At 65.4% G+C, this 25,814-nt stretch carries 28 protein-coding genes and 1 other RNA gene; 9 read left to right on the forward strand and 20 right to left on the reverse strand.

Annotated elements, in window-relative coordinates; genetic code table 11:
* The first annotated feature begins 57 nt into the window (after positions 1–57).
* Together AL755_RS16155 and AL755_RS16160 are read left to right on the forward strand one after the other, a co-directional pair.
* Entirely contained in the window at positions 58–1,314 is a 1,257-nt protein-coding gene (locus tag AL755_RS16155; protein ID WP_445290465.1) for an Nramp family divalent metal transporter, read from the forward strand.
* Between the two features lie 17 nt (positions 1,315–1,331).
* Complete coding sequence (locus AL755_RS16160) at positions 1,332–2,117, forward strand: metal-dependent transcriptional regulator (RefSeq protein ID WP_054011882.1); 786 nt, start codon at positions 1,332–1,334, stop codon at positions 2,115–2,117.
* Here the strand turns inward: AL755_RS16160 and AL755_RS16165 are convergent.
* The 4 genes from AL755_RS16165 to AL755_RS24310 all read right to left on the reverse strand — a co-directional run bounded on the left by AL755_RS16165 (position 2,114) and on the right by AL755_RS24310 (position 5,019).
* Positions 2,114–2,500, reverse strand: a complete 387-nt coding sequence (locus AL755_RS16165) for a YrdB family protein (RefSeq protein ID WP_054011883.1) — start codon at positions 2,498–2,500, stop codon at positions 2,114–2,116. The genes AL755_RS16160 and AL755_RS16165 overlap by 4 nt on opposite strands.
* Before the next feature lie 10 nt (positions 2,501–2,510).
* On the reverse strand, positions 2,511–4,178 hold the full coding sequence (locus tag AL755_RS16170; RefSeq protein WP_054011884.1) for an AMP-binding protein: 1,668 nt from the start codon (positions 4,176–4,178) through the stop codon (positions 2,511–2,513).
* 121 nt (positions 4,179–4,299) lie between these two features.
* Complete coding sequence (locus AL755_RS16175) at positions 4,300–4,599, reverse strand: DUF4193 domain-containing protein (protein WP_054011885.1); 300 nt, start codon at positions 4,597–4,599, stop codon at positions 4,300–4,302.
* Positions 4,600–4,896: 297 nt separating this feature from the next.
* Entirely contained in the window at positions 4,897–5,019 is a 123-nt protein-coding gene (locus AL755_RS24310) for a hypothetical protein (RefSeq protein WP_272946719.1), read from the reverse strand.
* Here AL755_RS24310 and AL755_RS16180 point away from each other — a divergent pair.
* The 4 genes from AL755_RS16180 (at position 4,988) to AL755_RS16195 (ending at position 8,472) form a co-directional block, all read left to right on the forward strand.
* The gene (locus tag AL755_RS16180) at positions 4,988–5,305 is read left to right on the forward strand and encodes a hypothetical protein (protein WP_192841694.1); all 318 of its coding nucleotides are present in this window, start codon (positions 4,988–4,990) and stop codon (positions 5,303–5,305) included. The two genes, AL755_RS24310 and AL755_RS16180, sit on opposite strands and share 32 nt — an antisense overlap.
* 12 nt (positions 5,306–5,317) lie before the next feature.
* The gene (locus AL755_RS16185) at positions 5,318–6,052 is read left to right on the forward strand and encodes a hypothetical protein (protein WP_054011887.1); all 735 of its coding nucleotides are present in this window, start codon (positions 5,318–5,320) and stop codon (positions 6,050–6,052) included.
* Positions 6,049–6,747 carry a hypothetical protein gene (locus AL755_RS16190; protein ID WP_150117143.1) on the forward strand — a complete coding sequence of 233 codons (699 nt, stop codon included), beginning with the start codon at positions 6,049–6,051 and terminating at the stop codon, positions 6,745–6,747. The genes AL755_RS16185 and AL755_RS16190 overlap by 4 nt, the downstream gene beginning before the upstream one ends.
* Before the next feature lie 327 nt (positions 6,748–7,074).
* Positions 7,075–8,472: an L-serine ammonia-lyase gene (locus AL755_RS16195; protein WP_054011889.1), complete on the forward strand. Its 1,398-nt coding sequence runs from the start codon at positions 7,075–7,077 to the stop codon at positions 8,470–8,472.
* Between the two features lie 151 nt (positions 8,473–8,623).
* Here the strand turns inward: AL755_RS16195 and ssrA are convergent.
* Together ssrA and AL755_RS16200 are read right to left on the reverse strand one after the other, a co-directional pair.
* Positions 8,624–8,990, reverse strand: a transfer-messenger RNA (tmRNA) gene (gene ssrA / locus AL755_RS22525).
* Positions 8,991–9,081: 91 nt separating this feature from the next.
* Positions 9,082–10,098 (reverse strand): glycoside hydrolase family 3 N-terminal domain-containing protein, encoded by a 1,017-nt coding sequence (locus AL755_RS16200; protein WP_107503871.1) that lies wholly within the window; start codon positions 10,096–10,098, stop codon positions 9,082–9,084.
* Between AL755_RS16200 and AL755_RS22950 the strand changes: the two genes are divergently transcribed.
* Positions 10,097–10,417 carry a hypothetical protein gene (locus AL755_RS22950; protein ID WP_054011890.1) on the forward strand — a complete coding sequence of 107 codons (321 nt, stop codon included), beginning with the start codon at positions 10,097–10,099 and terminating at the stop codon, positions 10,415–10,417. The two genes, AL755_RS16200 and AL755_RS22950, sit on opposite strands and share 2 nt — an antisense overlap.
* Here the strand turns inward: AL755_RS22950 and AL755_RS16210 are convergent.
* The 13 genes from AL755_RS16210 to AL755_RS16270 form a co-directional block, all read right to left on the reverse strand.
* A complete protein-coding gene (locus tag AL755_RS16210; RefSeq protein WP_054011891.1) occupies positions 10,414–11,295 on the reverse strand; it encodes a cytochrome c oxidase assembly protein in 882 nt (293 codons plus the stop codon). The two genes, AL755_RS22950 and AL755_RS16210, sit on opposite strands and share 4 nt — an antisense overlap.
* Positions 11,295–11,765: an SsrA-binding protein SmpB gene (gene smpB / locus AL755_RS16215; RefSeq protein WP_054011892.1), complete on the reverse strand. Its 471-nt coding sequence runs from the start codon at positions 11,763–11,765 to the stop codon at positions 11,295–11,297. Before smpB ends, AL755_RS16210 begins: the two co-directional genes overlap by 1 nt.
* 74 nt (positions 11,766–11,839) lie before the next feature.
* Positions 11,840–13,261: a M23 family metallopeptidase gene (locus tag AL755_RS16220; protein ID WP_054011893.1), complete on the reverse strand. Its 1,422-nt coding sequence runs from the start codon at positions 13,259–13,261 to the stop codon at positions 11,840–11,842.
* Positions 13,262–13,339: 78 nt separating this feature from the next.
* Complete coding sequence (gene ftsX, locus AL755_RS16225; protein ID WP_054011894.1) at positions 13,340–14,254, reverse strand: permease-like cell division protein FtsX; 915 nt, start codon at positions 14,252–14,254, stop codon at positions 13,340–13,342.
* Complete coding sequence (gene ftsE / locus AL755_RS16230; protein WP_082369356.1) at positions 14,251–15,141, reverse strand: cell division ATP-binding protein FtsE; 891 nt, start codon at positions 15,139–15,141, stop codon at positions 14,251–14,253. The genes ftsX and ftsE overlap by 4 nt, the downstream gene beginning before the upstream one ends.
* Positions 15,142–15,308: 167 nt before the next feature.
* Positions 15,309–16,424, reverse strand: a complete 1,116-nt coding sequence (gene prfB / locus AL755_RS16235; protein WP_054011895.1) for a peptide chain release factor 2 — start codon at positions 16,422–16,424, stop codon at positions 15,309–15,311.
* Between the two features lie 54 nt (positions 16,425–16,478).
* A complete protein-coding gene (locus AL755_RS16240; RefSeq protein ID WP_237762508.1) occupies positions 16,479–16,943 on the reverse strand; it encodes a pilus assembly protein TadG-related protein in 465 nt (154 codons plus the stop codon).
* Positions 16,940–17,395, reverse strand: coding sequence for a hypothetical protein (locus AL755_RS16245; protein ID WP_237762509.1), 456 nt, complete (start codon positions 17,393–17,395; stop codon positions 16,940–16,942). Before AL755_RS16245 ends, AL755_RS16240 begins: the two co-directional genes overlap by 4 nt.
* Complete coding sequence (locus AL755_RS24115; protein ID WP_237762510.1) at positions 17,376–17,720, reverse strand: TadE family protein; 345 nt, start codon at positions 17,718–17,720, stop codon at positions 17,376–17,378. Before AL755_RS24115 ends, AL755_RS16245 begins: the two co-directional genes overlap by 20 nt.
* A gap of 29 nt (positions 17,721–17,749) precedes the next feature.
* Positions 17,750–18,028 (reverse strand): hypothetical protein, encoded by a 279-nt coding sequence (locus tag AL755_RS24120; protein WP_445290470.1) that lies wholly within the window; start codon positions 18,026–18,028, stop codon positions 17,750–17,752.
* A 45-nt stretch (positions 18,029–18,073) separates the two neighbouring features.
* On the reverse strand, positions 18,074–19,012 hold the full coding sequence (locus AL755_RS16260; protein WP_054011896.1) for a type II secretion system F family protein: 939 nt from the start codon (positions 19,010–19,012) through the stop codon (positions 18,074–18,076).
* The gene (locus AL755_RS16265; protein ID WP_054011897.1) at positions 19,009–19,863 is read right to left on the reverse strand and encodes a type II secretion system F family protein; all 855 of its coding nucleotides are present in this window, start codon (positions 19,861–19,863) and stop codon (positions 19,009–19,011) included. Before AL755_RS16265 ends, AL755_RS16260 begins: the two co-directional genes overlap by 4 nt.
* Positions 19,863–21,086, reverse strand: coding sequence for a CpaF family protein (locus tag AL755_RS16270; RefSeq protein WP_054011898.1), 1,224 nt, complete (start codon positions 21,084–21,086; stop codon positions 19,863–19,865). The genes AL755_RS16265 and AL755_RS16270 overlap by 1 nt, the downstream gene beginning before the upstream one ends.
* 179 nt (positions 21,087–21,265) lie before the next feature.
* Between AL755_RS16270 and AL755_RS16275 the strand changes: the two genes are divergently transcribed.
* Together AL755_RS16275 and AL755_RS16280 are read left to right on the forward strand one after the other, a co-directional pair.
* Complete coding sequence (locus AL755_RS16275; protein WP_054011899.1) at positions 21,266–22,603, forward strand: alpha/beta hydrolase; 1,338 nt, start codon at positions 21,266–21,268, stop codon at positions 22,601–22,603.
* 122 nt (positions 22,604–22,725) lie between these two features.
* Positions 22,726–24,693: a DUF6541 family protein gene (locus AL755_RS16280; protein WP_054011900.1), complete on the forward strand. Its 1,968-nt coding sequence runs from the start codon at positions 22,726–22,728 to the stop codon at positions 24,691–24,693.
* A gap of 68 nt (positions 24,694–24,761) precedes the next feature.
* On the opposite strand, the gene galE is transcribed toward AL755_RS16280, so the two are convergent.
* Positions 24,762–25,775, reverse strand: a complete 1,014-nt coding sequence (gene galE, locus AL755_RS16285) for a UDP-glucose 4-epimerase GalE (RefSeq protein WP_054011901.1) — start codon at positions 25,773–25,775, stop codon at positions 24,762–24,764.
* Positions 25,776–25,814 lie beyond the last annotated feature (39 nt).

Below are 25,814 nucleotides of genomic sequence, written 5' to 3' on the forward strand. Positions count from 1 at the left end.
ATTCTAATATTTCGGTATACCTAAAAATATTCTTTAGGCCGATCGAAGGAATGCATCTTGCTAGATACCGCCAAGACCCGGGGGCGCGCGCCCTCGCGCGCCAAGGGCGGGCTCTTCTTCCTGCTGGGTCCGGCGTTCGTTGCCGCAATCGCTTACGTGGACCCGGGCAATGTGGCCGCCAACCTCACCTCCGGAGCCAGCTACGGCTACCTTTTGGTCTGGGTCTTGGTGGCGGCGAACCTGATGGCCATGCTGGTGCAGTACCAGTCAGCCAAGCTCGGCGTCGTGACGGGAAAGTCGCTTCCGGAACTGCTGGGCGAACGCTTCAGCACACCAGCCCGCAGGCTGTATTGGGTCCAGGCGGAAATTGTCGCCATGGCAACGGACCTTGCCGAGGTGGTGGGCGGCGCGATCGCCCTCAACCTGCTCTTCCACGTGCCGCTGCCCGTGGGCGGGCTGATCGTGGGCGTCGCCTCCATGGCCCTGCTGACGGTGCAAAACCGGCGCGGCCAACGGCATTTTGAATCGCTCATCATTGTCCTCCTTGTCATCATCACGGTGGGGTTCCTGGCCGGCCTGGTGCTCAGCCCGCCAAGTCCGGCCGGGATCCTCTCCGGCCTGGTGCCCCGTTTCGAGGGATCGGACAGCATCCTGCTGGCTGCCGGCATGCTCGGGGCAACCGTCATGCCGCACGCCATCTACCTGCACTCCCAGCTGTCCAGGGACCGCCACACGGACGCCCGCAGCACTCCGCAGTCCCTGGCGCGCATTATCAAGGCCACCCGGTGGGACGTCGTCGTCGCCCTTCTCCTGGCCGGCGCCGTCAACATCGGCATGCTGCTGCTGGCGGCCTCGACCCTGGGCGGGGTCGCCGGCACCGATTCAATCGAGGGCGCCCATGCGGCCATCGTCAACAGCCTTGGCCCGGTGATCGGGGTCGTCTTCGCCGTGGGCCTGCTGGCCTCGGGGCTGGCCTCCACCTCGGTGGGCGCGTATGCGGGCGCCTCCATCATGAACGGCCTGCTCAAGGTCCGCTTTCCGCTGCTGGCCCGGCGCATGGTGAGCCTGATCCCCGCCCTGATCCTGCTCGGTGCCGGGGTGGACCCCACCTGGGCGCTCATTGCCAGCCAGATCGTGCTCAGCTTCGGCATCCCGTTCGCCCTGATTCCGCTGCTGCGGCTCACCGCCAGCAAATCCCTCATGGGCGTGCACCGCGACGGCGTGGCGCTGCGGCTGGCCGCACTGGTCAGCGTGGCGCTCATTGTGGCGCTCAACGCCGTGCTGCTGTGGTTGACGTTCTCCGGACGGGCGTAACCGGTAGGCTGGAGGGTGTGAAACAACCCCCCACGTCCTCCAGCATCGAAGACTACGTCAAGGTCATCTACGCCTTCACGGAGTGGCAGGACAAACCCATCACCTCAACGCAGCTGGCCGTGCGCTTGGGGGTGGCGAACTCCTCCGTCTCGGAGATGGTCCGCAAGCTCAAGGACCAGGGCCTGGTGGACCACCAGCCCTACAGCCCCATCCACCTCACGGACACCGGGCTCCGGCTGGCACTGGCCATGGTGCGCCGGCACCGGCTGCTGGAGACGTACCTGGTGCGCGAGCTCGGCTACACGTGGGATGAGGTCCATGACGAGGCCGAACAATTGGAGCACGCGGTCTCGGAGACCTTTATCGAACGGATGAGCGCCAAGCTGGGCCACCCCACGCGGGATCCGCACGGCGATCCCATTCCCGACGTCGACGGCCGGGTCATCATGCCGCCCTCACACCGCCTCGACGAACTTGATCCGGGCCACCGCGGCCGGGTCAGCCGCATCAGCGACCACGACCCCGAGCTCCTGCGCTACTTTGAACAGCACGGGATCGGCGTGGACACGGAACTTCAGGTGGTGGGCCGGCGCCCCTTTGGCGGCACCTTGGAGGTGCTCAAGTTCCCATCCGCCGGCAGCCCCGGGGGCGGGGACGACGCCGTCCGGCTGGATTTGGGCGACGAGGCTGCGGCCTCGCTGTGGCTGGCCACGGAGGGCTCCCATCCGGGCTGCACCGTCGGTGAGCTCACGGGCGGTTCCCTCATGAACACCCACGCCGAACCCCGCCAGGCAACCTCTTAGCGGGCGCGCAGCAGCCATTCGGCGGCGAAATACGCCACCGCCACCACCAGCATGAGCGCGCCCAGCACCACGGCGCCGACGGCAATCAATGCCGCACCTGCCAGCAGGAACAGGATCAGGGAGGCCCACATGACGGCCGCGGCCGGCAGCCTGCGCGCGCTGCGCGGGGCCATGAAGATCCCCCACAGCACCACGACCAGGGCCGGCACGCCGATGCCCAGGACCAGGTTCCAGGGGCTGCCCTGCCTGAATCCCCAGAAGAGGAAGGCGGCCACCATGGCCACCTCCAGGGCAAAGCCCACGGCCGGAACAATGATTGATGCAGTTGCCAGGTTCAGGCCCAGGCCTTGAACTTTGGTTCCTTGCGCGCTGCGACGTCCCACGTGCTCCCTGTCAGTCGTTCTCGGTCATGGCGGCACGTTGGCGGCGCAGCACATAGCGCTGCACCTTGCCGCTGGGGGTTTTGGGCAGTTCGGCCACGAAGTGCACCCGGCGGGGGTACGCATGGGCCGCAAATTTCGTTTTGACCAGCTGTTGGAGCTCGGCCACCAGTTCGGCACCGGGTTCCACCGATTCATTGAGCACCACGAACGCTTCGAGCACCTCACCCCGGAGCTCGTCGGGAGTGCCGATGACCGCGGTCTCAGCCACGGCGGGGTGTGCGGCCAGGACGGATTCGACGTCGAACGGGCCAATGCGGTAACCGGCCATGATGATGACGTCGTCGTCACGGGAGGAGAAGTACAGGAAACCGTCGGCGTCCCGCCGCCCGGCATCGCCGGTGAGGTACCAGGCACCGTCGCCGGCAAAGCGTCCGGCTGTCTTTTCCGGCGCATCCGCATAGCCGGTGAACCAGAAGAAGGGGCTGTTGGCGACGTCGACGGCGATCCGGCCGGGTTCGTCGTCGGCGGCGGGCACATCGGCGTCGTTGGAGAGCACGTCCACCCGCCACCCGGGCAGCGATGTTCCCATGGAGCCGGGGCGCAGCGGGGCCAGCAGCTCGTCGTGCCAGGCGTTCCCGGCCACCATTCCGAGCTCGGTTTGGCCGTAGTGTTCCCGCACCGTTTGGGCCAGGGCGTCGCGGCTCCACGCGATGACGTCCGGGGTCAGGGGTTCGCCGGCGCTCGAGGCCCGGCGCAGCGCATGGCCGCTTCCGGTTGCGGAGCCCGCCCGCAACGCCCGGTAGACGGTGGGGGCGGCGGCGAAGTTTGTCACGGCGAATTTCTGCAGGACCGCCCAGCTCAGCTCTGGGCTGAAGCCCGCCGAAAGCAGCAACGTCCGGGTTCCGGTGGCCAGCGGCGCCAGCAGCGCGAAATACAGTCCGTAGGCCCAGCCGGGATCGGCCGCATTCCACAGCACGTCCCCGGCCCGGACATCCAGCCCGAACTCCTGGTAGCCCACAAAGGAGGCCACACTGCGCAGCGGGACCGGCACCCCCTTGGGCGAGCCGGTGGTTCCGGAGGTGAACAGCCGGACGATTTCCCCGTCGCCGCCCACGGCGACCGGGCCGGCGTCGGACTCGGCGGGGACGTCCTGCGGGGTTGTGGCGAACGCGCCCGTCCCGGCCACCATTTCGGCGAAGGAGGCGTCAAAGCCAAAGGCTTCGCCCCGTGCCACGACCACCAGCGGCGAGGCATCGTTGGGGACGCCCCCGGGCGGCACCAGTTTGGGGCGTTGGGCGGCGTCGCACACCACCAGCCGTGCCCCGCCGGCCTGCATCCTGAACGCGATGGCGTCATGGCCAAAGGCGGTAAACAAGGGCACGTCCACGGCGCCAAGGCGCCAGATGCCCAACAGGGCGACGACGAGTTCGGCGGACTTGCCCATCAGGGTCGCCACGTGGTCGCCGCGGCGCACCCCCATGGTCCTTAACGCAGCAGCGAACCGCACGGATTTCTCGTGCAGTTCGCCGTACGTGACATCAACAAAATCCAGGGTGTCCGCGATCACCGTCAGGGCAACGTCGTCGGCCGGGTGCCTGTCGCAGAGCAGCTCTGCGGCATTGGCACCGGGCGCGGCAAAGGTGCCCAGCAGTTCAGCTACACGATCCTGCGCTGACAATACTCTTCACTCCCTTTGCGGTGCATGCCCGGGACGAAGCCGGGGGTTTTCCCTTCCGGCTTTCATGGTACGGCCGTCATGCTCAAAAGGCCGCAGCAAATGGGCATGCGTCAGAGGTGTTTTAGCCTTCGCAGTCCTTGCAGTACAGCAGACCGTTCTTTTCGCGGGCCACCTGGCTGCGGTGGCGGACGAGGAAGCAGGAGGCACAGGTGAATTCGTCGTCCTGGGCCGGGATGACCTGGACAACGAGTTCTTCGTTGGAGAGGTCAGCGCCGGGCAGGTCCATGCCTTCGGCCGTGTCGGAATCCTCCACGTCAATGTGTGCCGTTTGGGCACCGCCGCGCTGCACCTGGAGAGCCTGCAGCGACTCTGTCTCGTGGTCTTCGTCCTTGTTGCGTGGTGCGTCGTAATCCGTTGCCATGCGGTTTTCAAACTCCTGAGGTGCTGGTGATTTCGGCGGGGTATTTCAGCGCCCCATCCTAGCCCCTCAAAGCAGGATTTGCGCCCTTAATTCCCTCTTGTTTTCCCACAGCATAGGGTACGCCAAAGCTTTTTTCGTACGAATGCGCCAAAAGACCTTTGTTTTCGCCCATTTATCACGTTTTACTGTGTCAAGTCTCACGTGCTCCGGGAGCCGTTTTGGCCCCGTGCGGGCACGGAAACGGGCGACGCCGGAACAGCCGCGGTGCCGGCTATTCGCGGCGTTCAGTGGTACGCCCTATCCTTGATAGAACATGGCAAACAACTCTTCCTCACAACCTTCGCTCAACCGCCGGCAAATTGCCCAGGCGTTGAACATTCCGCCCGAGATGGCCGCGCGGAACGGAATACCGTCGCGCATGAAAGCTGCCGACGTCGCCGAACTTGATGCGAATCCGCCGGCCTGGCTGGCCCAGTCACGGGCCAATTCCACGGGCAAACGACCCGTCTGGGTGGAGTTGCGCTGCTACCTGTGCGATTTTCACGAAGTTGCCCGGCCCAAGAAGTGGTGGCCGGAGTTTTCTTTCGTCATTTGCGACTTCCATCGCAATGACGAGCTGCCGTGGCCGGCGGACGGCTGGCGGCGCAGCGAATTTGACGGCGTGGGGAGCCGGTTCCGTGGAATCGTCGACACCCAGGACTCCTAAGCGCCCTTCGCCGTGAGTGTCCCCGCCAAACTCTTCCAGCACTGGCTCGACGGCGTGGCCGGAACCACCAGCCACGCCGCGGTGTGCCGTGCCGCCGGGATCAAACGCTCCACCCTGGCCCAGCAGCTGGTCCGCGGCCGGGTGTCCATGGCGACCGTTGCCGCCGTCGGACGCTCCCTGCAACTGCCGGTGCTTGAGTCGATCGCAGCGTTTCCCGAGTACGCCGATCTTGCCACCGGGGTCAAGGCCCCGTCGGCGGCGGAACTGTTGAGCCAGATCTCCGACATGGACCTGCTGGCCGAAATCCTCAGCCGCAGTGCCGCTGCCGACGCCGGCACCGCGCCGGAGCCAGTTGCCCTCTCCGCCATCCCGCATCGGGCATCCGTCCGGTCCTGGCTGGACGCGATTGATCCGGGCGATCTTCGCCAGCGGGTGGCCCGGGAGGCCGGCATCGCCCCGCAAAACCTTTCGGCCCAGATCTCCGCCAACCGGCTCAGCCCCGAACTGGCCATCACCTGTTCGAGAATTGCCGGCGCGGGGCTGGGCAACGGGCTGGTGGCCACGGGCTTCCTGTCCCCCGTCGAGGCGGGCTGGACCGCGGGCGCAAGGGAAGGGATGTTGCGGCAAACGCCCAACAGCACCCTGCTTTCGCTGGCCGCCGAACGCCTGGATGCCCTTGGCAAGACAATGCGCCGCATGGAACAAGACACCGCAGCGGCCCAATCAGTGTGGGAGAACCTCGGATGAGCAGCATATTGCAGTGGGTGGCCCTGGCGGTCTGTCTTGGCTGCACCCTTTGGCGTTTTCCGGCCATGGTGCGGGGCCGCAACCGCGGCCTGTTCTGGGCTTTCGCCATGATGAGCATCAGTATTGGCCTGAGCATTCCGGCCATCTACCTGCCGGTGGACGGTGCGCTGGGCGGAGTGAACCTCGCCAACGTAGTTCTGCGACTGAGCCTGTTCGCGGTCTTCTTCCTCCTGGCGTCAAAGATTTCAGCTGCCTACAACTCCAGTCTCGGCCGAACACTCATTCGCGGGCCGCTGGGCATCTCGGTGTTGGTGGCATGCTCGGCCGGCATCTGGGTCACCTACTTCGTCTCCGATCTGCACGGCTCAAGCGCCGGACTTGTCGGATTCTTCGACCAGACCTCCGTCAATGTGTACATGTGGTTCGGCAAGTTGTATCTGGCCTACGCGGCCGCCACCCTCGTGGTGCCAACGTGGCGTGCCGCCTTTTCGAGTCGTCCGGCCATGGACCGGGCCGCGGCACTGTCCATGTGCGCGGGGTTCATCCTGGTCTGCACCACGGCCGTGGTGCAGATGACCCCGTGGCACCAGCTTGCGATCATGACGGACCTGTCATTCGCGGCGATCCTGCTGGTGGCCGCCGGGCTGATCCTCGTGTGGGTGTCGTTTCTGCGGAACCCGCTGAAACAGCCCTAGCGCAAAATGCACTTTTCCATTACTGTCTGTCATAATAATGAATGTGTGAACGGCTCGCGGCTTGCCCGGGCCGGCTGGACACTTTGGGGGTAAGTGGTGGCAGGGTTTCCCGGCCACCACTTAGTCATTTAAGTCCGCCGTTTGGACAAACGATCGCCTCCACACTATGCCATCCCGGATCGACCGTCCCGCGGTGGCCGTAGACTGGAGGTGTCCCACCATGACCGCCCGATGCGCGGCCGTGGCACATGGCGGTGCCCGATCGGCGGCCGCAACCGGGGCACGAGGTCGGCGCTGACACAGCACCGCAAGAAAGGTGTTTCCGTCATGTCCGTTGGTGTTTTTGATTTGTTTTCCGTGGGGATTGGTCCGTCCAGTTCGCATACCGTGGGGCCGATGCGGGCCGCTGCGGCGTTTGCCCGTGAACTTACCGAGCAGGGACTTGCTGGCCGTGTCGCGGCCGTCCGGGTGGACCTGTACGGTTCCCTGGCCGCGACGGGGCGTGGGCATGGCACCATGACGGCGGTGCTGCTGGGGTTGGAGGGGCGCGAGCCGGAGTTGATTCTGCCGGCGGAGGTTGATGAGCGGTTGGCCGCGTTCGCCGCCGGTGACCCGTTATTGCTGGCCGGCAGTGTCGAACTCGCCTACGGTGCCGAGGACATCATCTTGCATCCCCTGACCATCCTGCCCCGGCATACGAACGGGATGAAGTTTGCCGTCAGCGACGCCGCCGGGGCGGTGTTGGCGGAGGCGACGTTCTTTTCCGTCGGGGGCGGCTTCATCATCCGCGAGGGCGAAGTCGAAGCAGCCGCCGCAGAACTGGAATCCTCCAAGGCACGGCTGCCCTACCCCTTCCGTACCGCCGCCCAACTGCTGGAGCACTGCGCCGCCGTGGGCGGGAACTTTAGTGATGTGATGCTCGCCAACGAACGCATCTCCCGCCCCGAGACGGACATCCGGTCCGGGTTGTTGCATATCCGCGACGTCATGGAGGACTGCAAGAACGCCTCCCTGGCCCGCACCGGGTTGCTGCCGGGCGGGTTGAAGGTCCGGCGCCGGGCCCCGGACTGGCACACCCGGCTCCGGGCCGAGGACCCGGACCGGGATCCGAAGTTCTGGCAGGAATGGGTGAACCTGGTCGCGTTGGCCGTGAATGAGGAAAACGCCTCCGGCGGCCGGGTCGTCACCGCCCCGACCAACGGGGCTGCCGGGATCATTCCGGCCGTCATGTTCTACGCCACCCACTACACGCCCGGGATGGCCGAGGCCACCCCGGAGCAGGTTGATGCGGTGGTGGTGAAGTTCCTGCTCGCCGCCGGCGCCGTCGGGGTCCTGTATAAGGAACAAGCGTCCATTTCCGGGGCCGAGGTCGGCTGCCAGGGCGAAGTCGGCTCCGCGTCCTCGATGGCCGCGGCCGGGTTGGCCGAGGTCATGGGCGGCACCCCCGAACAAGTCGAGAACGCCGCGGAAATCGCCATGGAACACAACCTCGGCCTCACCTGTGACCCGATCGGCGGGCTCGTCCAGGTGCCCTGTATTGAACGCAACGCGATCGCCGCCGCGAAAGCCATCAACGCCGCCAAAATGGCGCTCTGGGGCGACGGCCAGCACCGCGTCTCCCTCGATGAAGTCATCGTAACCATGCGGGAAACCGGACGGGACATGTCCTCCAAATACAAGGAAACCGCCATGGGCGGCCTCGCCGTCAACGTCGTCGAATGCTAACAACCTCTTCCCCGCACAACCCACCACCAGTCCCGCGCGGAACACCGTTCCCCGCACAACCCACCACCAGTTCCACGAGGAACACTCCGCCGCAGGGCAAACAAAAGGGCCTGTCCCCCGCCGCAACGGCGTGGAACAGGCCCCAATAGGGATGTGGAGATGGGGAGAATTGAACTCCCGTCCGATGTTGTTTCATCAGGGCTTCTCCGGGTGCAGTTTGCAGCGGTTTTTCTCGGCCCCAGCTATCTCGCAAACAAGTAGCTGCCAGGCCCAGTTGTATAAGAGTCCCCTAAGCGCCTACAACAAGAACTTAGAGCAGTGGCCCTCTAAATGACGCCAGGATCCGGGACGAGAGCATTCCCGGGCTGACGGACTGTCTTACTGCTTAGGCAGCAAGAGCGAAGTCAGTGCGATTTGATTCAGCACTTATTGTTTTACAGAGATCGTTTACGAGATAACCCTGTATCCTCGACCCGCTTCACCTGTCTCGACAAACACCGTCGAAACCGATCATCCCCTATTGTGTTATCAAACCCACGCACAGTCACTGGTACTGTCCGTGGACTACTTATCCTAGCGCATTCGGGGCCCGGGATATTCCCGCCGTCACTAGCCGATCAGGCCCGCGGCGGATTTTGCTTCCAACACCCGCAATGCCGCGGCGTCCAGGGTGGCGGCAAAGCCCGGATCCTTGGCGGCGGACAGCAGGCCGGCGTACATCTGCGGCAGCAGCGCCTCGTTGGTGCACAGGGCCACGGTGCCGCCGGCCGCCAGGAAGTCGACGCCGCGCTCGGACACCGGCACGGCGGAGACCTGGACGGCGTCACAAATGTCGTCGCTGACGACGATGCCCTTGAAGCCGAGGTCCCCGCGCACCATGTCCTTAACGATCACGGAGGAGAACGGCGCGAGATTCTTGGGGTCGATCTTCGGGTAGTAGGCGTTGGCGATCATCAGCCACGGCACGCCTGCGTTGACGGCGTCGCGAAACGGCGCAATGTAGGGATCGTTGCGGACCGTGGTGTTGTCGGTGACGTCCTTGGCGATATCGGTATTGGCGGTGACCCTGCCCAGCCCGGGAAAGTGCTTCACTGCGGGGCTGACGCCGGCGGCCAGCATGCCCTTGGCAAAGGCCACGCCGTGGCTGGAGACGGTGGCGGGCGTATAACCGTACTCGCGGCCAAAGGCACCGATCGGCGCGTTTTGCGGGGCAAATGCGGCGCTGGGCACGGTATCCAGCACGGGCGCCAGGTTCACATTGACCCCCACCGAGGCCAGTTGCCGTCCCCACCGGGTGGCGTCGGCCTGCAGGACGTCCGGGGCAAGCTGCCCCTGCTCGATGGCCTCCGGCATGGTGTCGAAGCCGGGGCCCCGCATGATCTGCACCAGCCCGCCTTCCTGGTCTGTCGCCACGAAGGGCCGCACCCCTGCCGTGCGTGCGCCGTTGACGTGGGCCGTCGCGGCCTGCACGACGGCGGCAATGCCGGCCTGACCCGCCGTGCTGCGTCCCTTCATGAACACATTGCCCACGTGCAGGGTGTCCAGTGCGTACAGCGAATCGGCGTCGGCGCCCGTGACCGGCGAGGACACCATCAACACCTGGCCCACGCGCTGTTCAAGGGTCATGGCGGCCAGTTTTTGGGCCGCCGCATCCTTTGCCGGGCTGCTCGGCGCACTGCCCGACGGCGTCGCGCCGGGTGAAGCAGACGGCGTCGGGCTTGGTGAGGCGGACGGCATCGGGCTTGGGGAGGTGCTCGCGGACGATGGTGGGACGGTCGGGGACGGTACGGCCGTAGTTGGCGCGGCGGAGGGGCTGGTCCCGGAAGCCGTGGTTGCGCGAGGGACGGAGGCGTTGATGACGAGCCCAATCACCACGGCGATGACCACGGCGGCAGCCCCCATGATCCACCAATGGCGTTTGGTCAGCGCCATAAAGGCCTCCTAGTTGCGCAGGTGCAGGTGGGCGGCGTTCAGCTCGTCCATTTGTTCATCGCTCATCTCGTCCAGGACCTTCCGTTCGCCCTTGTCCACCTTGGCGAAGCGCACGAACATCAGGATCATGACGGGCAGGTCCATGATTTCGGCGATGAACCACAGCCAGTCCCCCGCAATTTGCTGGTCGCGCAGCGCCGGGGGGAACCACGACGGGCCACCGCCGGCCCGGGCGGCAACGCCGTCGAAAATCGCCGGACTCAGGCGCATCAGCAGGCCGGGGATGGCGTCGGCAAGCAGTTCGATGAACGCAAACACGAACTGCAGCATGATCAATGCCGTGCTGACCCGGCTCCGTTCCTCCACCATGGGCAGCACCATCAGAAGCCCCAAGAGCGGGATGGTGACGCTGAGCAGCCCTTCCCAGACGGGGTCGATGCGGGTGATCCCGGCGAGCGGGGTCAGCATCATGGACAGAATCACCAGGCCAAGGATCGGCGCCACGGCACTGTTGGCGAACAGTGCCAGCGGCCGGCGCGCCAACGCGCCGAGGCGTGTACGCAAGCGGCCGGGACGCATGGCTACCCGGGCCAGGCCCATGGGCAGGCCAAGGGCCATGCCGGCGGGCACCACGAAGAGCAGCAGGGAGATGCGGACGGAGAACGCCCACCTCAGCTCCGCCGAGTAGGCGCCGAGGAAACCAAAGTTGACCACCGCGTAGCTGCCCAGTCCCAGCACGAAGAACGCGGCAACGCGCCACAGCGGCCAGCGGACGCCGGCGCGGGCGGCCCGCACCAGGCCCCACGCGTACAGTCCCCCGGCGGCAAGCAACAGGCCCAGGGCCCACGGGTCAAGGGTCCAGGTTCGCAGGAATTCGCTCAGGGGAGGCATCAGCTGCGGTTCTTCTCCCGCATGGCCCGCAAGGCCTCGCGGTTGTCCTGCTTTTCGCGCAACGACTGGCGCTTGTCGTAGTCCTTCTTGCCTCGGGCGATGGCGATTTCAACTTTGGCCCGACTGTCCAGGAAGTACAGCTGCAACGGCACTATGGTGAAGCCGGATTCGCGCGTCTTCGACGCAATTTTCTCCAGCTCCTCGCGGTGCAGCAAAAGCTTGCGCCGGCGTCGTGCCGTGTGGTTGGTCCAGCTGCCGTTGAGGTACTCGGGAATGTAGACCGCTTCAAGCCAGAGCTCGTCGTTGTAGAACGTGGCAAAGCCGTCCACCAGGGACGCCCGGCCTTCGCGCAGCGACTTCACCTCGGTACCCATCAGGACCAGTCCGGCCTCATAGGTGTCCATGATGTGATAATCGTGCCGGGCCTTGCGATTGGTGGCCACAACCTTCAGGCCACTTTCCTTCGGCACAACGGGCTCCTTCATGGATGGTTGGTGCCGCAGTTGCGGCGCGAAGCTTTAGTTTAGCAACTGCGGGCCTGCGGTCAGAGCAGGGTCATCGGATCGACGGCCACACCGTTGAGCCAGGTTTCAAAGTGGGCGTGGCAGCCGGTGGAGTTCCCGGTACCGCCGGAGTACGCGATCAGCTGCCCGCGGTTGACGTGCTGGCCCACCGAAACCTGCACGGAGGTGTTGTGGTAGTAGGCGGTCAGCAGGGCGTTGCCCTGGATCACGCCGTGGGTGATCTTCACGCCGTTTCCGCCGCCCCACACATCCCAGCCGGCAAAGACCACGGTTCCGGCGGCCGCGGCGTACACGGGGGTGCCGCAGGGTGCGCCGAAGTCAATGCCCGTGTGGACATAGCCGCCCGTGCCGTTGAAGTCGATCGTGCCCGGAGGCGTTTGACGCCAGCCGAAACCCGAGGTGATGGGGATGCCCGCGAACGGATGCTGCAGGCCAAACGCGGACGGGTTTCCGGGTGCCGGCGGCACGTAGGGCGGGGGCACGTAGTCGTTGTTGCCGGCGGCTTTTTCGGCCGCCGCCTTTTCCTGCGCGATGCGTTCGGCCTCGGCCTTGGCGGCGGCCGCCGCTGCCTCGCGTTCCTTGCGTTGGCGTTCGGCGATCTGCGCGGCCACGGCCTGCTGTTGCTGCTCGACCAATTTCATCTTCGCCTGGATGGCCGGCTTCTGCGCCTCAAGCTTGGCATTGATGGCTGCGGAGTCGCTGATGAGCTTGTCCACGGTGGCCTTCTTGGCGGCAGCCTGGTCGCGGGCGGCCTGCTCGGCCTGCAGGGCTGCTTCGGCCTGGGCCTTCAGGTTCTTGATCTCAACCTCGACGGCGGCCAGTCGGGCCTGGGCGTTTTGGTTCGTGGCCGTTTGATTGGTCAGCTGCTCCAGGGCGGCGTTTTGGCTGCGCATGGCCTGCTCGGCCAGGTCGATGGAGTTGGCCAGGTCGCCGTTGTTGCCCACGCCCAGGATCAGGGCGAGGTTGGCGGGAATGCCGCCGGCCTTGTAGGACTGGGCGGCGATTTGGCCGATCCGGCTCTTGGTTTCGGCGGCCTTCTTGGCGTCGAGGGCCATCTGGGCCGTGATCTTGTCCTTGCTTTGCTCCGCAAGGTCGACCCGCGCGGCCAGGGAGTTGACCTGGGCGGTTGCGGCGCCCACACGGTTCTGCGCATCGGCCAGCGCCGCCTGTGCCCCGGGGAGCTGCCCCTGGTAGGTCACCAGGTCGGCGGCCGATTTCGCAATGCCCGTGTCGACGAATTCAAGCGCGGACGCCGCGTCGTCGGCCTGCTGTTGCAAGGTCGCGGCCTTGTCATCGAGGTTGTCGGCGTGCGCCGGCGGCACGATTCCGAGCATGCCCACCAGGGCCAGGACGGCAAAAGAGGAACCGACCCGGCCATACCAGCGCCGGCCCTGCCGCGGGCCGGCGACCTGTCCCGGCTGAACGCCCGATGTCGAAACCATAGTGGAACTGCTCCTCGTGTTGTAAGGCCGTGGGGTGAAGCTCGTGGTGGTGCCGGCGTGCCCCTGGGGGACGGTTGCCTAGACCTTCAGGTTCTTGCGGAGGGAGACGGCCGACGCTATGCCGGCCAGGACAATCCCCAGCAGGATCAGGATCGGATAGATCACCAGCGATTTGGCGGGTGAGATCATCGGCATGCCCGTGGACCCGTTTTCCTGGATCCAGCTTGTGGCAAAGGTGACGATGAGCCACACCGCCCCGGAGGCAAACAGGGCCCCGATGGTGGCGGCGATCACCCCCTCCAGCACAAAGGGCAGTTGAATCACCGTCTTGGACGCGCCCACCAGGCGCATGATATCGATTTCCTTGGCCCGTGACTGGGCGGACAGCCTGATGGTGGTGGCGATCAGCAGGGCCGCGCAGACAATCATCAGCACGGCAATGCCCACCGCCACGAACGTGGCGACGTTCATCCACCAAAACAGTGGTTCGAGCACCTTGCGCTGGTCAACCACGGAGTCGACACCGGGGGTTGCGGCGAAGGATTCATTGATGATCTGGTACTTTTCCGGGTCCGTGAGCTTGATCCGGAAGGAGGAGGGCAGGTTGGAGGCCTCCACCGAGTCCACCATGGGTGAGCTGGCGAACTGCTCCTTGAAGTGGGTCAGCGCCTCGGCCTGCGTTTCAAAGCTCCATTTTTCCACGTACGGCTTCACGGCCGCCGATTCCAGCATCCCCTGGATGGTGTTCTTCTGGTCCGCCGTGACAGGCCCGGATACGCAGTTGGTGTTGGAGGGCACGTCGGTGCACAGGTAGATGGTGACCTGGACCTTGTCGTACCAGAAGCCCTTGAGCTGGCCGATCTGCAGCTGGAGCAGGCCTGCGGCGCCCACGAAGGTCAGGGACACGAACGTCACCAGGATGACGGAGATGACCATGGTCAGGTTGCGGCGCAGGCCGCTGCCCAACTCGCTCAGGATGAAAGCAAGTCTCACGGTTGGTCCTCATTCGTCTTTGTTTCAAGGGTTTCGGGGATCTCCCGGTCCCTGTTCCGTTCCAGGCGCGGCGGCATGGAGTCCTCCGCCGCGGGTCCGTCGCTTTCGACGGCGGCGCTCACTGCGCGCTGGCGGCGGGTCTGTGGCGCGGCGTCGTCCGTGCGGGCAGGTGCGGAGGGATCGGCGGCCGCCACCACGGGAATCATGGAGGTGTACTGGGCGCGGGCCTCGTCACGGACCACCTCGCCGTTGCGCAGTTCGATGACGCGCTTGCGCATGTTGTTGACGATGTCGAAGTCGTGCGTGGCCATGACCACCGTGGTGCCGTTTTGGTTGATCTTGTCCAGGATGTCCATGATGCCGGCGCTGGTGATGGGGTCAAGGTTTCCCGTGGGCTCATCGGCCAGCAGGATGCCGGGCTGGTTGACGATGGCGCGGGCGATGGCCACGCGCTGCTGCTCGCCGCCGGAGAGTTCGGTGGGCTTGCGGTGGCCCTTGTCCGCCAAACCCACGAGTTCGAGCACGCGCGGCACCTCGATGCGGATGGCGGCGCGGGACTTGCCGATGACCTGCATGGCGTAGGCGACGTTGGCGAAGACGGTCTTGGTGTTGATGAGCCGGAAGTCCTGGAACACGACGCCGATGCCGCGGCGGAACTTTGGCACCCGCCAGCTGGGGACGTTGGCCACGTTTTGCCCGGCCACATACACCTGGCCGTGTTCGGTTTTGTATTCGCGCAGCACAAGGCGCAGGAACGTGGACTTGCCGGAGCCGGAGGACCCAACAAGGAAGACAAATTCGCCGCGGTCAACTTCCAGCGACACATCGTCCAGGGCGGGTTTGCTCTTACGGTCGTAAGCGATGCTCACATTTTCAAAACGAATCATGACTTTTCGTTGCCCTTCCAGCGAACGGTACTGGCATGCCGGTGCCTGGGCGTTGGTTTGGGGGAAGAAACCACCAGCGTATCGACTATAGGCACCAATGTGCGCCTTTGTTGGTTCCTCGCCCGGTGTGTCGGCGGCCGAAAATACGGTTGGGAGGTGCTTCTCTGCTATTGGGCGGCGTTGCGGTTGTCCGCGCGCCAGCGGATGCCGGCGTCGATGAAGTCGTCAATTTCCCCGTCCAGCACGGCCGCGGCATTGCCGACTTCGTGTTCCGTGCGCAGGTCCTTGACCATCTGGTACGGGTTGAGCACGTAGGAGCGCATCTGGTCACCCCAGGATGCCTTCACGTCACCGGCCATGGCCTTCTTCTGGGCGTCTTCCTCGGCCTTTTTCAGCAGCAGCAGGCGCGATTGCAGCACGCGCATGGCGGCTGCGCGGTTTTGGATCTGCGATTTTTCGTTCTGCATCGACACGACGGTGCCGGTGGGCAGGTGCGTCAGGCGGACGGCGGAGTCCGTCGTGTTCACCGACTGGCCGCCGGGGCCGGAGGAGCGGAAAACGTCCACGCGGATCTCGTTATCCGGGATCTCGATGCTGTCGGTGGACTCGATGAGCGGGATGACCTCGACGGCGGCAAAGGAGGTCTGGCGGCGGCCCTGGTTGTCAAAGGGGCTGATCCGCACGAGGCGGTGCGTGCCGGCCTCGACGCTGAGCGTGCCGAAGGCGTAGGGGGCCTTGACCTCGAAGGTGGCGGACTTCAGCCCGGCCTCTTCGGCGTAGGAGGTGTCCAGCACTGCCGTGGGGTAGCCGTGGCGTTCGGCCCAGCGCAGGTACATGCGCAGCAGCATCTGGGCGAAGTCGGCGGCATCCACGCCGCCCGCGCCGGAGCGGATCGTGATGACGGCTTCGCGCTCGTCGTATTCGCCGGCCAGCAGCGTCACGATTTCAAGGTCTTCCAGGGACTTTTGCAGGCTGGGGAGTTCCTTGGCGGCCTCGGCGAGGGAATCGGCGTCGCCCTCTTCCTGGGCCATTTCCACGAGCACCTCGAGATCGTCGATCCGGGCCTCGAGTTTCCGAAGCTTTTCCAGCTTGGATTGGGCGTGGCTGAGCTTTGAGGTGACCTTCTGCGCCGCGGCGGGGTCGTCCCACAGGTTGGGCGAGCCGGCCTGGTCGGACAGGTCCTCAATATTTTCAATGAGCTTGTCCACCTCGGACACTTGCTCAATGGAGGTGTAGGTGGCGCGCAGCGCCCGGATCTCTGCGGGAAAATCGATCTCAGCCATGATGTTCTAGCCTACGGCATGTGCGCCCCGCCCGGGGTGGTCCGGGCCACGGCGTCAACGAACCAGGTGGGCGCGGGCCGTGCCCGTCACCGTGAGGGTGATGCCTCCGGGCACCAGGAAGTTGATGAACAGTGGATGGACGACGCCGGTCAGGGTGACCTGTGCGGTGTGCCCGTCCGGGGAGCCGGTGCCCTCCGCAATTTCAACGCCGGACAGTGAGCCCGGAGCCTGGTTGTCCGCGAGGTATGCTGCCGCTGCGGCATTGACGCCCCGGTCGGTGAGCAGCGCAGTGGGATCGACGGTTTCGGTGCCGCCCGAGAGCACGAACGTGTCGGCGGCGGCGAGCGCGGCCCCGTCGGCGGCCGAGAGCAACAGCTTGTGGCCGATGTACAGGCTGGAGCCGGCGGCAACGACCGTCATGAGCAGCAGGGCCAGCAGCACGTAGCCGATCATGAGCACCATGATTTGGCCGTTCTCATCCTCCTGCCGGTCGGGGCTGGTGACCCGGGCGTGCTTCATTTGAACCGTCCAACCTTTTGGATGGCCGAGGATTCCACGGTCGTCGCATCCAGGTTCATCCCGGGGATCGCGGCAACGAAGGGCAGCGGAACCTTCAAGGTGACGCTGGCCCGCACCACTGTGCCCGGGGTAAGGCAGCCACCGTCGCAGCTGATGGTGAGCGTTGCGGCGTCGGCGTCAAAGCCCATGTCGGTGATGGCCATCGCCACGGCGTCGCCGGCGGCCTGGCGTGCGGCGGCCTCATCGGGCTCCCTGACGTAAACCTTGGCGGCCTGGTCCGCGGCACCCACGACGGCATAGGCACCTCCCTGCACCTGGCCCACGGTAAGGATCAGGTAGGCCACCGGGATCATGAGCAGGACGGCGAGGAATACAAATTCCACGATCGCGCTGCCCCGTTCTCCGTTGTCGGCGGGCGGGGCGTGCGGCATTTCAGCGTTCGATGACGGCATGGCCGCTCATTTCCAGGGCCCTCCCGGGGCCGAACAAGCCCAGCACGGGAAGCGGCGAGGTGACGGAGACCGTCAGGACGGGCGCGCCGTCGACCGTGGACACCGAGGCGGAGACGTCCTGGGTGTAGTCGGTGCCGAGGGCGGATTCAATGAGCAGCCTGGCGCGCTCCTCGGCGTCCTGGGCGGTCCTGTCGGCCAGGGCCCCGTACCGTGCCGCGGACGACGCGGCGTCGGCCACGGTATTGCGCACGTGCAGCACCAGGGCCAGCTGAACCATGGCAAGGAACATGATGGTAACGATGGTCGTGACCAGGACAAAGTCCACGACAGCCGCACCGCGTTCGGCGGCCTCTCTTAGGGATGGACCTGGTCCATGGCCTCGTTGAACAGTTTTTCCAGGGCGGGCCCGGCGATCGCAAGCAGCCCCGCCACCAATACTGCCGACATCAAGGTGATCAGGACCCAGCCGGGAACGTCGCCGCGGGTCCCTTCGGTGACGGGGCGCGGGCGCAGCACGGAGACCTTGCGGCCTAGGAGCCGCAGCCAACGCCCCAGCGCAAGTTTTGTGCTGATGAGCAGGATCAGTAGCATTTCCCTCGGTGTGCCGGTCTTTTCCATGATGTTTTCCCTCATAGTTGTGATGGTTTCTTTGCGGTGATGAATGGGTGGCGCTCTGCATTAGAGGCCAAAAGTAAGGAGGGCCAGGCCGGGGAAGACGGCAAAGACGACGGTGAGCGGCAGGACACCAAAGACCAGCGGCACCATCATGGCGATTTCCTTGCGACCGGCGGACTCCATGAGTTCGCGTTTCGCCACGTCACGAACGTCCTGGGCCTGTGCCCGCAGGACGTCGGCCAGCGGTGTTCCCCGATTGACGGCCACGCTGATGCCGTCGACAAAGCGGCTCAGCGCGGGGACGTCCAGGCGCGCGGAGAATTCGGCGAGCGCCTCCACGAGGGGCACTCCCGTGCGGGTGCGGGCCAGTACCTGGACGAACTCGCCGGACAATTCGCCCCGGGAGGAACGGGCCACCCGGTCCAGGGCGCTGCCGGCGCTTTCCCCGGCCCCGACGGCCAGGGCTATGAGCTCTGCGAGCGCGGGAAATTCGGCAAGTATCCGGGCCCGCCGTCGTTTGATGCGCGCGCCGAGCAAGTAGTCATAGCTCACGTAGCTTCCCAGCATCAGCCCGCCCGTGATGGCCAGGCCGGCTGCCGCGTTGCCGGTCCCCGACCAGAACATGGCCAGCGACAGGAGCAGCCCGGCCACCATGCCAACCCCGGCCCACAGCAGTTGAACGGCCCGGAACTCGAGCGGCGATTCGGTGCGCCCGGCCTTCTCCAACCGTGCACCGAGGCCGTGGACGCTGATGTTGAACCTGCCCAGCCTTTTTGTGGCGTCGGCCAGGAACAGTCGCAGGATGCGTTCCAGCGGGCCAAAAAGCGCTCCGGCGTCCTCCTGTGCCAGCAGTTTGGAGCGGCTGGTGACGCTGCGCAACTGCGGCTCCACCCTGTCGGCAAACGTTGGTTTCCGCAATACCGGCAAACGGATCAGAACCAGCCACAACCCAAAGCCCAGGCCCAACCCGGCACCCAGGACGGCGGCCTGGTGGCTGTTCACCGCAGCACCCGCCGTTCCTGCGGCAACGCACCGATGCGCAGCATGAGCCGGTAACAGACAAGGGACACCAGGAGCCCGCCACCCAGGACCGCCCACCCGATGGGCGAGTTGTACGCGCCGATCGCCTCGGGCCGGGTGGCCATGAGCATGAGCACAATCCAGGGTGCGGCCACGGCGAGCCGGGCGGCATTGACGGTCCAGGACTGCCGCGCTTCCAGTTCGCTGCGGGTCCGGGCATGGTCCCGCAGGAACTCCGACAACGTTCCGAGCAGCCGGCCAAGGTCGGTGCCGCCCACCTCCCGGGTGAGCCGCAACGCCTCGACGATGCGGTCCGCGACGGGGTCCGCCAGCCGGTCCTTGAGTTTTTGCAGGGCCTGCTCAAAATGTCCCGTGGAACGGTAATCGGCGCCAAAGCCGAGAAATTCGGCCCGCAGTTCCACCGGCCCCTTGTCGCCGAGCTGGATCAGCGCCTCCGGCAGCGACAGTCCGGCCCGGATGGCGGACCTTAGGTGATCGACGACGTCGGGCCAGAGTTCGGCCATGACGGCGGACCGGCGTCGTGCCCTCCACCGCAACAGCGCAAACGGGAGGTAGCCGCTGAACAGGCCAAAGCACAGGGCCACGGGTGCGGCACCCGTCAGGACAAAGACCAACAGGGTGGCCACCGCGGCCAGGCCCAGCGTGCTGGCCACCAGGGATGCCGGACTCACCTGGGCCACACCGGCCTGCTGCAGGAGCTCGGCGAGCCGGCTGCGCCGCTCCGAGTGCCCGGTCGATTCCGGGGACGGCCAGCAGGCGGTCCAGATCAGGAACAATCCCAAGCCGCCCAGCAGCCCCACCAGCGCCGACACTAGGACTCCCCCATGAGCGCGGCGACGTTGTAGCCGGCCGCCGCGAACTTTTCCGGGGCGGGCATGGCCGTTTCGGAGGCGGTCAGCCTGCCGTCCACGGTGTCGAAGACCAGTCCGGATTCGATGACGCCGTTTTCCACGCGTCGGCCCAGTGAGAGGATCTGCCCCACGCGGCGTTTGCCGTTGGGCAGCCTGACGCAGTGCACCACCAGGTCGATGCAGGCTGCCACGGTGGGCACCACGAATGCCGCCGTGATGTTTTCCCCGGCCAGGAGCGGAAGCGTGCAAATCTTCACGACGGCGTCATGGGCGGAATTTGCGTGCACGCTCGCCATTCCGGGAAGGCCGCTATTCAAGGCCACGAGCATGTCCAGGCTCTCGGCTTCGCGCACCTCCCCCACGATGAGCCTGTCGGGGCGCATGCGCAGTGCCTCCTTGACCAGCCGGCGCAGTGGGATTTCGCCGGCACCCTCAAGGTTCGGCTGGCGGCATTGCAAGCCGACCACGTCCCGCAACGGCAGCTGAAGTTCAAAGATCTCCTCCACGGTGACCACCCGTTCCCGGGAACCCATTCCGGCGGCCAGGCAGTTGAGCATGGTGGTTTTGCCGGCCTGGGTGGCACCGGAGACCAGGATGTTCAGGCCGCTGCTGACGGCGGCGCCCAGGAAGCGTGCGGCCGCCGGGGTGAGCGACCCCAGCTCCACCAGGTGGTCAAGGCTGCTGGCCCGCGCCGTGAACTTGCGGATATTGACCGCCCAATGGGCCTTCGTAATGTCGGGAATCACCACGTGCAGGCGGGACCCGTCGGGGAGTGCCGCATCCACGAACGGGCTGCTGAGGTCCAGCCGGCGCCCGGAGCTCTTGAGCATCCGCTCGACCAGGTCCCGCACTTGTTGTTCGGAGAAGACCAGTCCCGTCAGCTCGGATTCGCCGTTGCGTGCCACAAACACCGCGTCGGGCGCGTTGAGCCAGATTTCCTCAACTGCGGGGTCATCCAGGAACGGCTGCAACGGGCCGAAGCCGGCAACGGCGTCGAACACGTGCCGCTTGGCATCCCCCACATGGAAAAGCGGTGGGACGGCACCCAGCAGGGATCTTTCGCCGTAGTCGTTGACGGCGGCTTCCACCAGGATGCGCACCTCGCCGCCCTGCCGCAGGGGATCCAAGCCCTTGCGGCGGATGAGTTCACGAACCTCATCCTCGACCAGTGTGAGCGCATCCATCTTGCCTCCCCGCCTCATTGCGGTCCCTGCCCTGTCCCTAGAAGGGGAGCCTACTCCCCCGGGATTGGGGCCCGCCACTGGCAATTTTGGCTTCTGTGGACAACGTCCCGAGGTAACCGTGGCCTTCTTCACATGCGTTTCCCAGCGAATCTTCATGGAGCGGCCACTATTCTGGGCGGGTGAACAATCTCGCCCAGCTCCCCATCGTCAACGGTCCGGCACCGGCCATCTTCTTTGCCGCCGGTATCCTGGGCCTGCTGTGGCTCGCGTGGGGCAATCGCAGGCACCTGATCTTGTGGATGCCCATTGCACTGTTGCTGGCCGCCGCAGCAACACTCGTTTTCTGGTACCTGGCCGAGAAGGTGTGGAACCTGTGGGGTGAACCGCTTCCCACCAGCAACTACCTGTATGCCGGGCTGGGACTGTTTGCGCTCCTGCTGGCCGTCCCCAAGATCGTCTCCCTGCGCCGGTGGTGGGCACGTCTTCTGGTGCTTCCGGTGGCGGCAATCGTGGTGGTGAGTGGTGCGGGGTTGATCAACCAGAGTTTTGAGTATTACCCCACGATCGGATCCCTTTACGGGGACACCGGCACAACCATTAAGACCATGGGCCAGTTCCAGGCCGAGAATCCCCTCTCGCAGGTTGAGGAGGCCGTAAAGGCGAAGCCCGTGACGGCCGCGGACTGGGTGGCGCCGGCAAATATGCCCGCCAAGGGTGAGGTGTTGAAGGTTGCCATCCCCGGGAAGATCTCCCACGAGTCGGTTTCGAGCGCCTACGTCTACCTCCCGCCCGCATTCCTGGCGACGCCCCGGCCCAACCTGCCCGTGCTGGTGTTGATCCACGGCGTGCCGGGCGGCTCCATCGACTGGCTGCGCGGCGGGCAGATCAACAAGTTCATGGACCAATACGCTGCAGACCACCATGGCCTCGCCCCCGTCGTGGTGATGCCCGACGCCGGTGGCAAGTGGGCGTACTTCCCGCCGTTGTGCATGAACAGTGCCCAGGGCCAGAGCGCCACCTACCTGACCCGCGACGTGCCAAATTGGGTGAAGAGCACCCTGGGCGCGGGGACGAGCTCCCCGCGGCAGTGGGCCATCGGCGGTTTCTCCTACGGCGGCACCTGCGCCATGACGCTGGCAACGAACTACCCGCACGTCTATCCCACCTTCATCGACAGCTCCGGCGAGTCGCAGCCGACCATCGATCAGGGCCAGGCAACCCTGGTGGAGAAGTATTTTGACGGCCATTCGGCGGAATTTGCCAAGCAGGACGCCCTCGATGTGCTGCGGAACCGCAGCGCCAGGATCCACAGCTACACCGGAGTCTCCGGCATCGTCACGGTCGGCGCAAATGACAAGCACTACCGGCCCCAGGGCATCGAGGTCTACAAGGCCATGCACCACGCCGGCATGGACGTGCAACTGCAATTCGCGCCGGGCGGGCACGCCTGGCCGGCCTGGCGGTACGGGGTTTACCAGAACATGGATTGGCTGATGGGACGGCTCGGCGTCAACTAAAGTTCGACGCTTCCAACGCGGCCCGCCCGGGATCAGCCTGCCCGCTTGTTAGAATCAAGGAGCCTGGGATCTGGCTCGGGGCACGATTGGGCGGACGTCCCGTAGGAGAACAGCAAAAATTCATGACTTGGCTTGAGACCTTTCCCACCCTTGTCGTCGCGGCGGCCATCGTCTTCATCCCGGGAGCAATACTGGCGCGCGTGATCGGTGCACGCGGCATTACCTGGCTGGCGCTGTCCGCACCGTTGACCATCACCTTGGTTGGGGTCGGTGCAATTGCGGCTCAAATAATCCACGTCCGTTGGACCCTCCCGGCCCTGCTACTTGTCACTGTCGGTGCCTCGGCCGTGACCTGGGCCGTGAGGTACCTCGTGGAGATCCGCCGAACGCGCGAATCCTCCCCGCTGTGGGTCCGGCCCCCTCTGCCGGTTTGGCTCGGGCTCCTCGGCGGCCTGGCTGTTGCGGTGGTTGTGATCGGTCACCGCTTGAAGACGATTTTCATCCACCCCGGCAACATTTCCCAGACCTACGACAACGTTTTCCACCTCAACGCCGTGCGGTTCATCCTCGATTCCGGCAACGGGTCCTCGCTGTATCTTGGCAACCTGGGCACCTCGGGGGCGAAGTCCTTTTACCCCGGAGCCTGGCATGATTTGGTGGCGCTGGTGGTCCAGGCCTCGGGGTCGTCCATCCCTGTCGGCGTCAATGCGGTGAACATCATCCTGGCTGCGGCGGTGTGGACCATTTCCGCCATGTACCTTGCCACCCGGGTACTGGGCAGCCGTCCCGCGGTTTACCTAGTCACGGGTGTCCTGGCGGGCGCCTTCAGCGCCTTCCCGTATCTTCTGATGGACTTCGGGGTGCTGTACCCGAACTTCCTTGCCATCACCTTGCTGCCGGTCATGATGGGCCTGATCGCGGACGTGCTGCGACTGTCGAAGGGCAGGAATCCGGGCGCAGTCCGGGCTGCCGTATTGATGGTGTTTGCGCTCCCCGGCGTGGCGCTCAGCCATCCAAGCATCGCGATCGTCCTGGGGGCGTTTGCCCTTCCCGCGATTGCCCTGTGGATCTACCGGCAGCTCCGCTCCTGCCTTGCCCGCACCCTGTCATGGTATTGGTTGTTCGTCTCGGTCGCCGCCGGAATCGTGTTTTACCTGGTCCTGAAATACGTCTGGCTTACCTTCCGGCCCAGTGCAAAGGCGTCCTTCTGGCCGCCCATCCAGACCGTCCCACAAGCGTTGGGCGAAGCCATCAGCAATGCCCCCATGGGACGGCCCCTCTCCTGGGTGGTCGCGACGCTGACGGTGGTTGGTATTTATGCCCTTGTCCGCAACGGACGCCATCTCTGGCTGCTGGGCATGCTGGCAGCCGGCGTCTACCTTTTTGTCGTCGTGTCGGGCTTCAAGGCCGGCGAACAGCGATCCTCGCTGACCGGGGTGTTCTACAACGACAGCTACCGCCTCGCCGCATTGCTCCCGGCAGCCGGCCTGGCAGTGTGCGTTTTTGGCACGATCTGGTTGTTCGACCTGCTCTGCAGCCGGCTGAAGCTGACGCCGGCGTTGGGCCGCAAGCCCTGGATGGCAGTCATGGCCGGCGGCACGGTCGCAGCCCTGGCCGTCGGATTCCTGGCCCAGGACGACTCCATTCGCACGACGGTCGCACACGCACGCAGCGCCTACTCGATCTCGGCCAACGCTCCTCTGCTGTCAACGGACGAGGCCGCGCTTATTGCCCGCACGGACCGGACAATTCCGGCGGACGCCACCGTGATCGTCAGTCCCGCCACCGGGGCGTCCTTGGTCTATGCCCTGGAAAACCGCCGGGTCATTCTTCCGGCCGTCGGGTCAACCCTTACCCCGGATGACCAAATGGTCGTCAAGCACCTGACCCAGTTGGCGACGAATCCGGCCGTGTGCTCGGCTGTCCGCGCCTTGGATTCGTATTTCGTCCTGGATTTTGGCAGCAAACAGATCAACGGCATGAGGAACCCGTTCCCGACGTCGGCACAGCTTGCCGAGACACCCGGGCTGACCTTGATTGACCAGCAGGGCCCCGCGAAGCTGTACCGGATCGACGGCTGCAAGCACTAGCCCGGAGACAAGAATGGGCGTGACCTCATCCCACGGATGAGGTCACGCCCATTTTTTGTGCAGTCCCGCTACGCCGAATAGCCCTGCGGGTTATTGTGCTGCCAGCGCCAGTGGTCTTCACACATCTGGGCCAGGTTCCGGTGGGCCGACCATCCCAGGTCCGCCAGTGCCGAGGACGGGTCCGCATAGCTGACGGCGGCGTCGCCCGGGCGGCGGGGGGCGAACTCAAACGGTACGGGCTTGCCGGCGGCGTCGCCAAAGGCCTGGATGACTTCCAACACGGAGGATCCGTTGCCCGTGCCCAGGTTCCAGCGGAACACGCCTGCGTGGCCGGGCAGGTAGTTCAGTGCGGCCAGGTGCCCGGCGGCAAGGTCCATGACGTGGATGTAGTCCCGGACCCCGGTGCCGTCCGGCGTCGGGTAGTCGTTGCCGAACACCATGACCTTCTCGCGGCGTCCCACGGCCACCTGGGCCACGAATGGCAGCAGGTTGTTGGGGATGCCGCTGGGGTCCTCGCCGATGCGGCCGGACTCGTGCGCGCCCACCGGGTTGAAGTAGCGCAGCAGTGCCACCCGCCAGGTGGGGTCGGCGGCGCCGAGGTCGGTGAGGATGTCCTCGATCTGTTCCTTGGTGCGCCCGTACGGGTTGGTGGCATCCAGCGGCATCTTCTCGATGAGCGGGACTTCTTCGCTGGCGCCGTAGACGGTGGCGGAGGAGCTGAATACGAGGGTCCGCACGCCGTGCTTGTCCATGGAGGCCAGCAGGTTCAGCGTGCCAACGATGTTGTTTTGGTAGTACCGCAGCGGCTGCGCCACGGACTCGCCCACGGCCTTGAGCCCGGCAAAGTGGATCACGGAGTCAAAGCGGCCTTCGGCGAACAATGCGTCCACGCCGGCGGCGTCGAGCAAATCCAGTTCAACAAACTCCGGGTGCTTGCCCGTGAGTTCCTCGACCCGCTTCAGCGACTCGGCGGAGGAGTTGGCCAGGTTGTCCAGGACGACGACGTCGTGCCCGGCTTCCAGGAGGCAAAGGACGGTATGGGACCCAATGTAACCGGCGCCGCCGGTGACCAAAACTTTCATGCGTTTAACCCTATCTTGTGGTGAATTCGAGCCGGAAAG

It is taken from the genome of Arthrobacter sp. ERGS1:01 (genome assembly GCF_001281315.1).
Classification (GTDB): Bacteria; Actinomycetota; Actinomycetes; order Actinomycetales; family Micrococcaceae; genus Specibacter.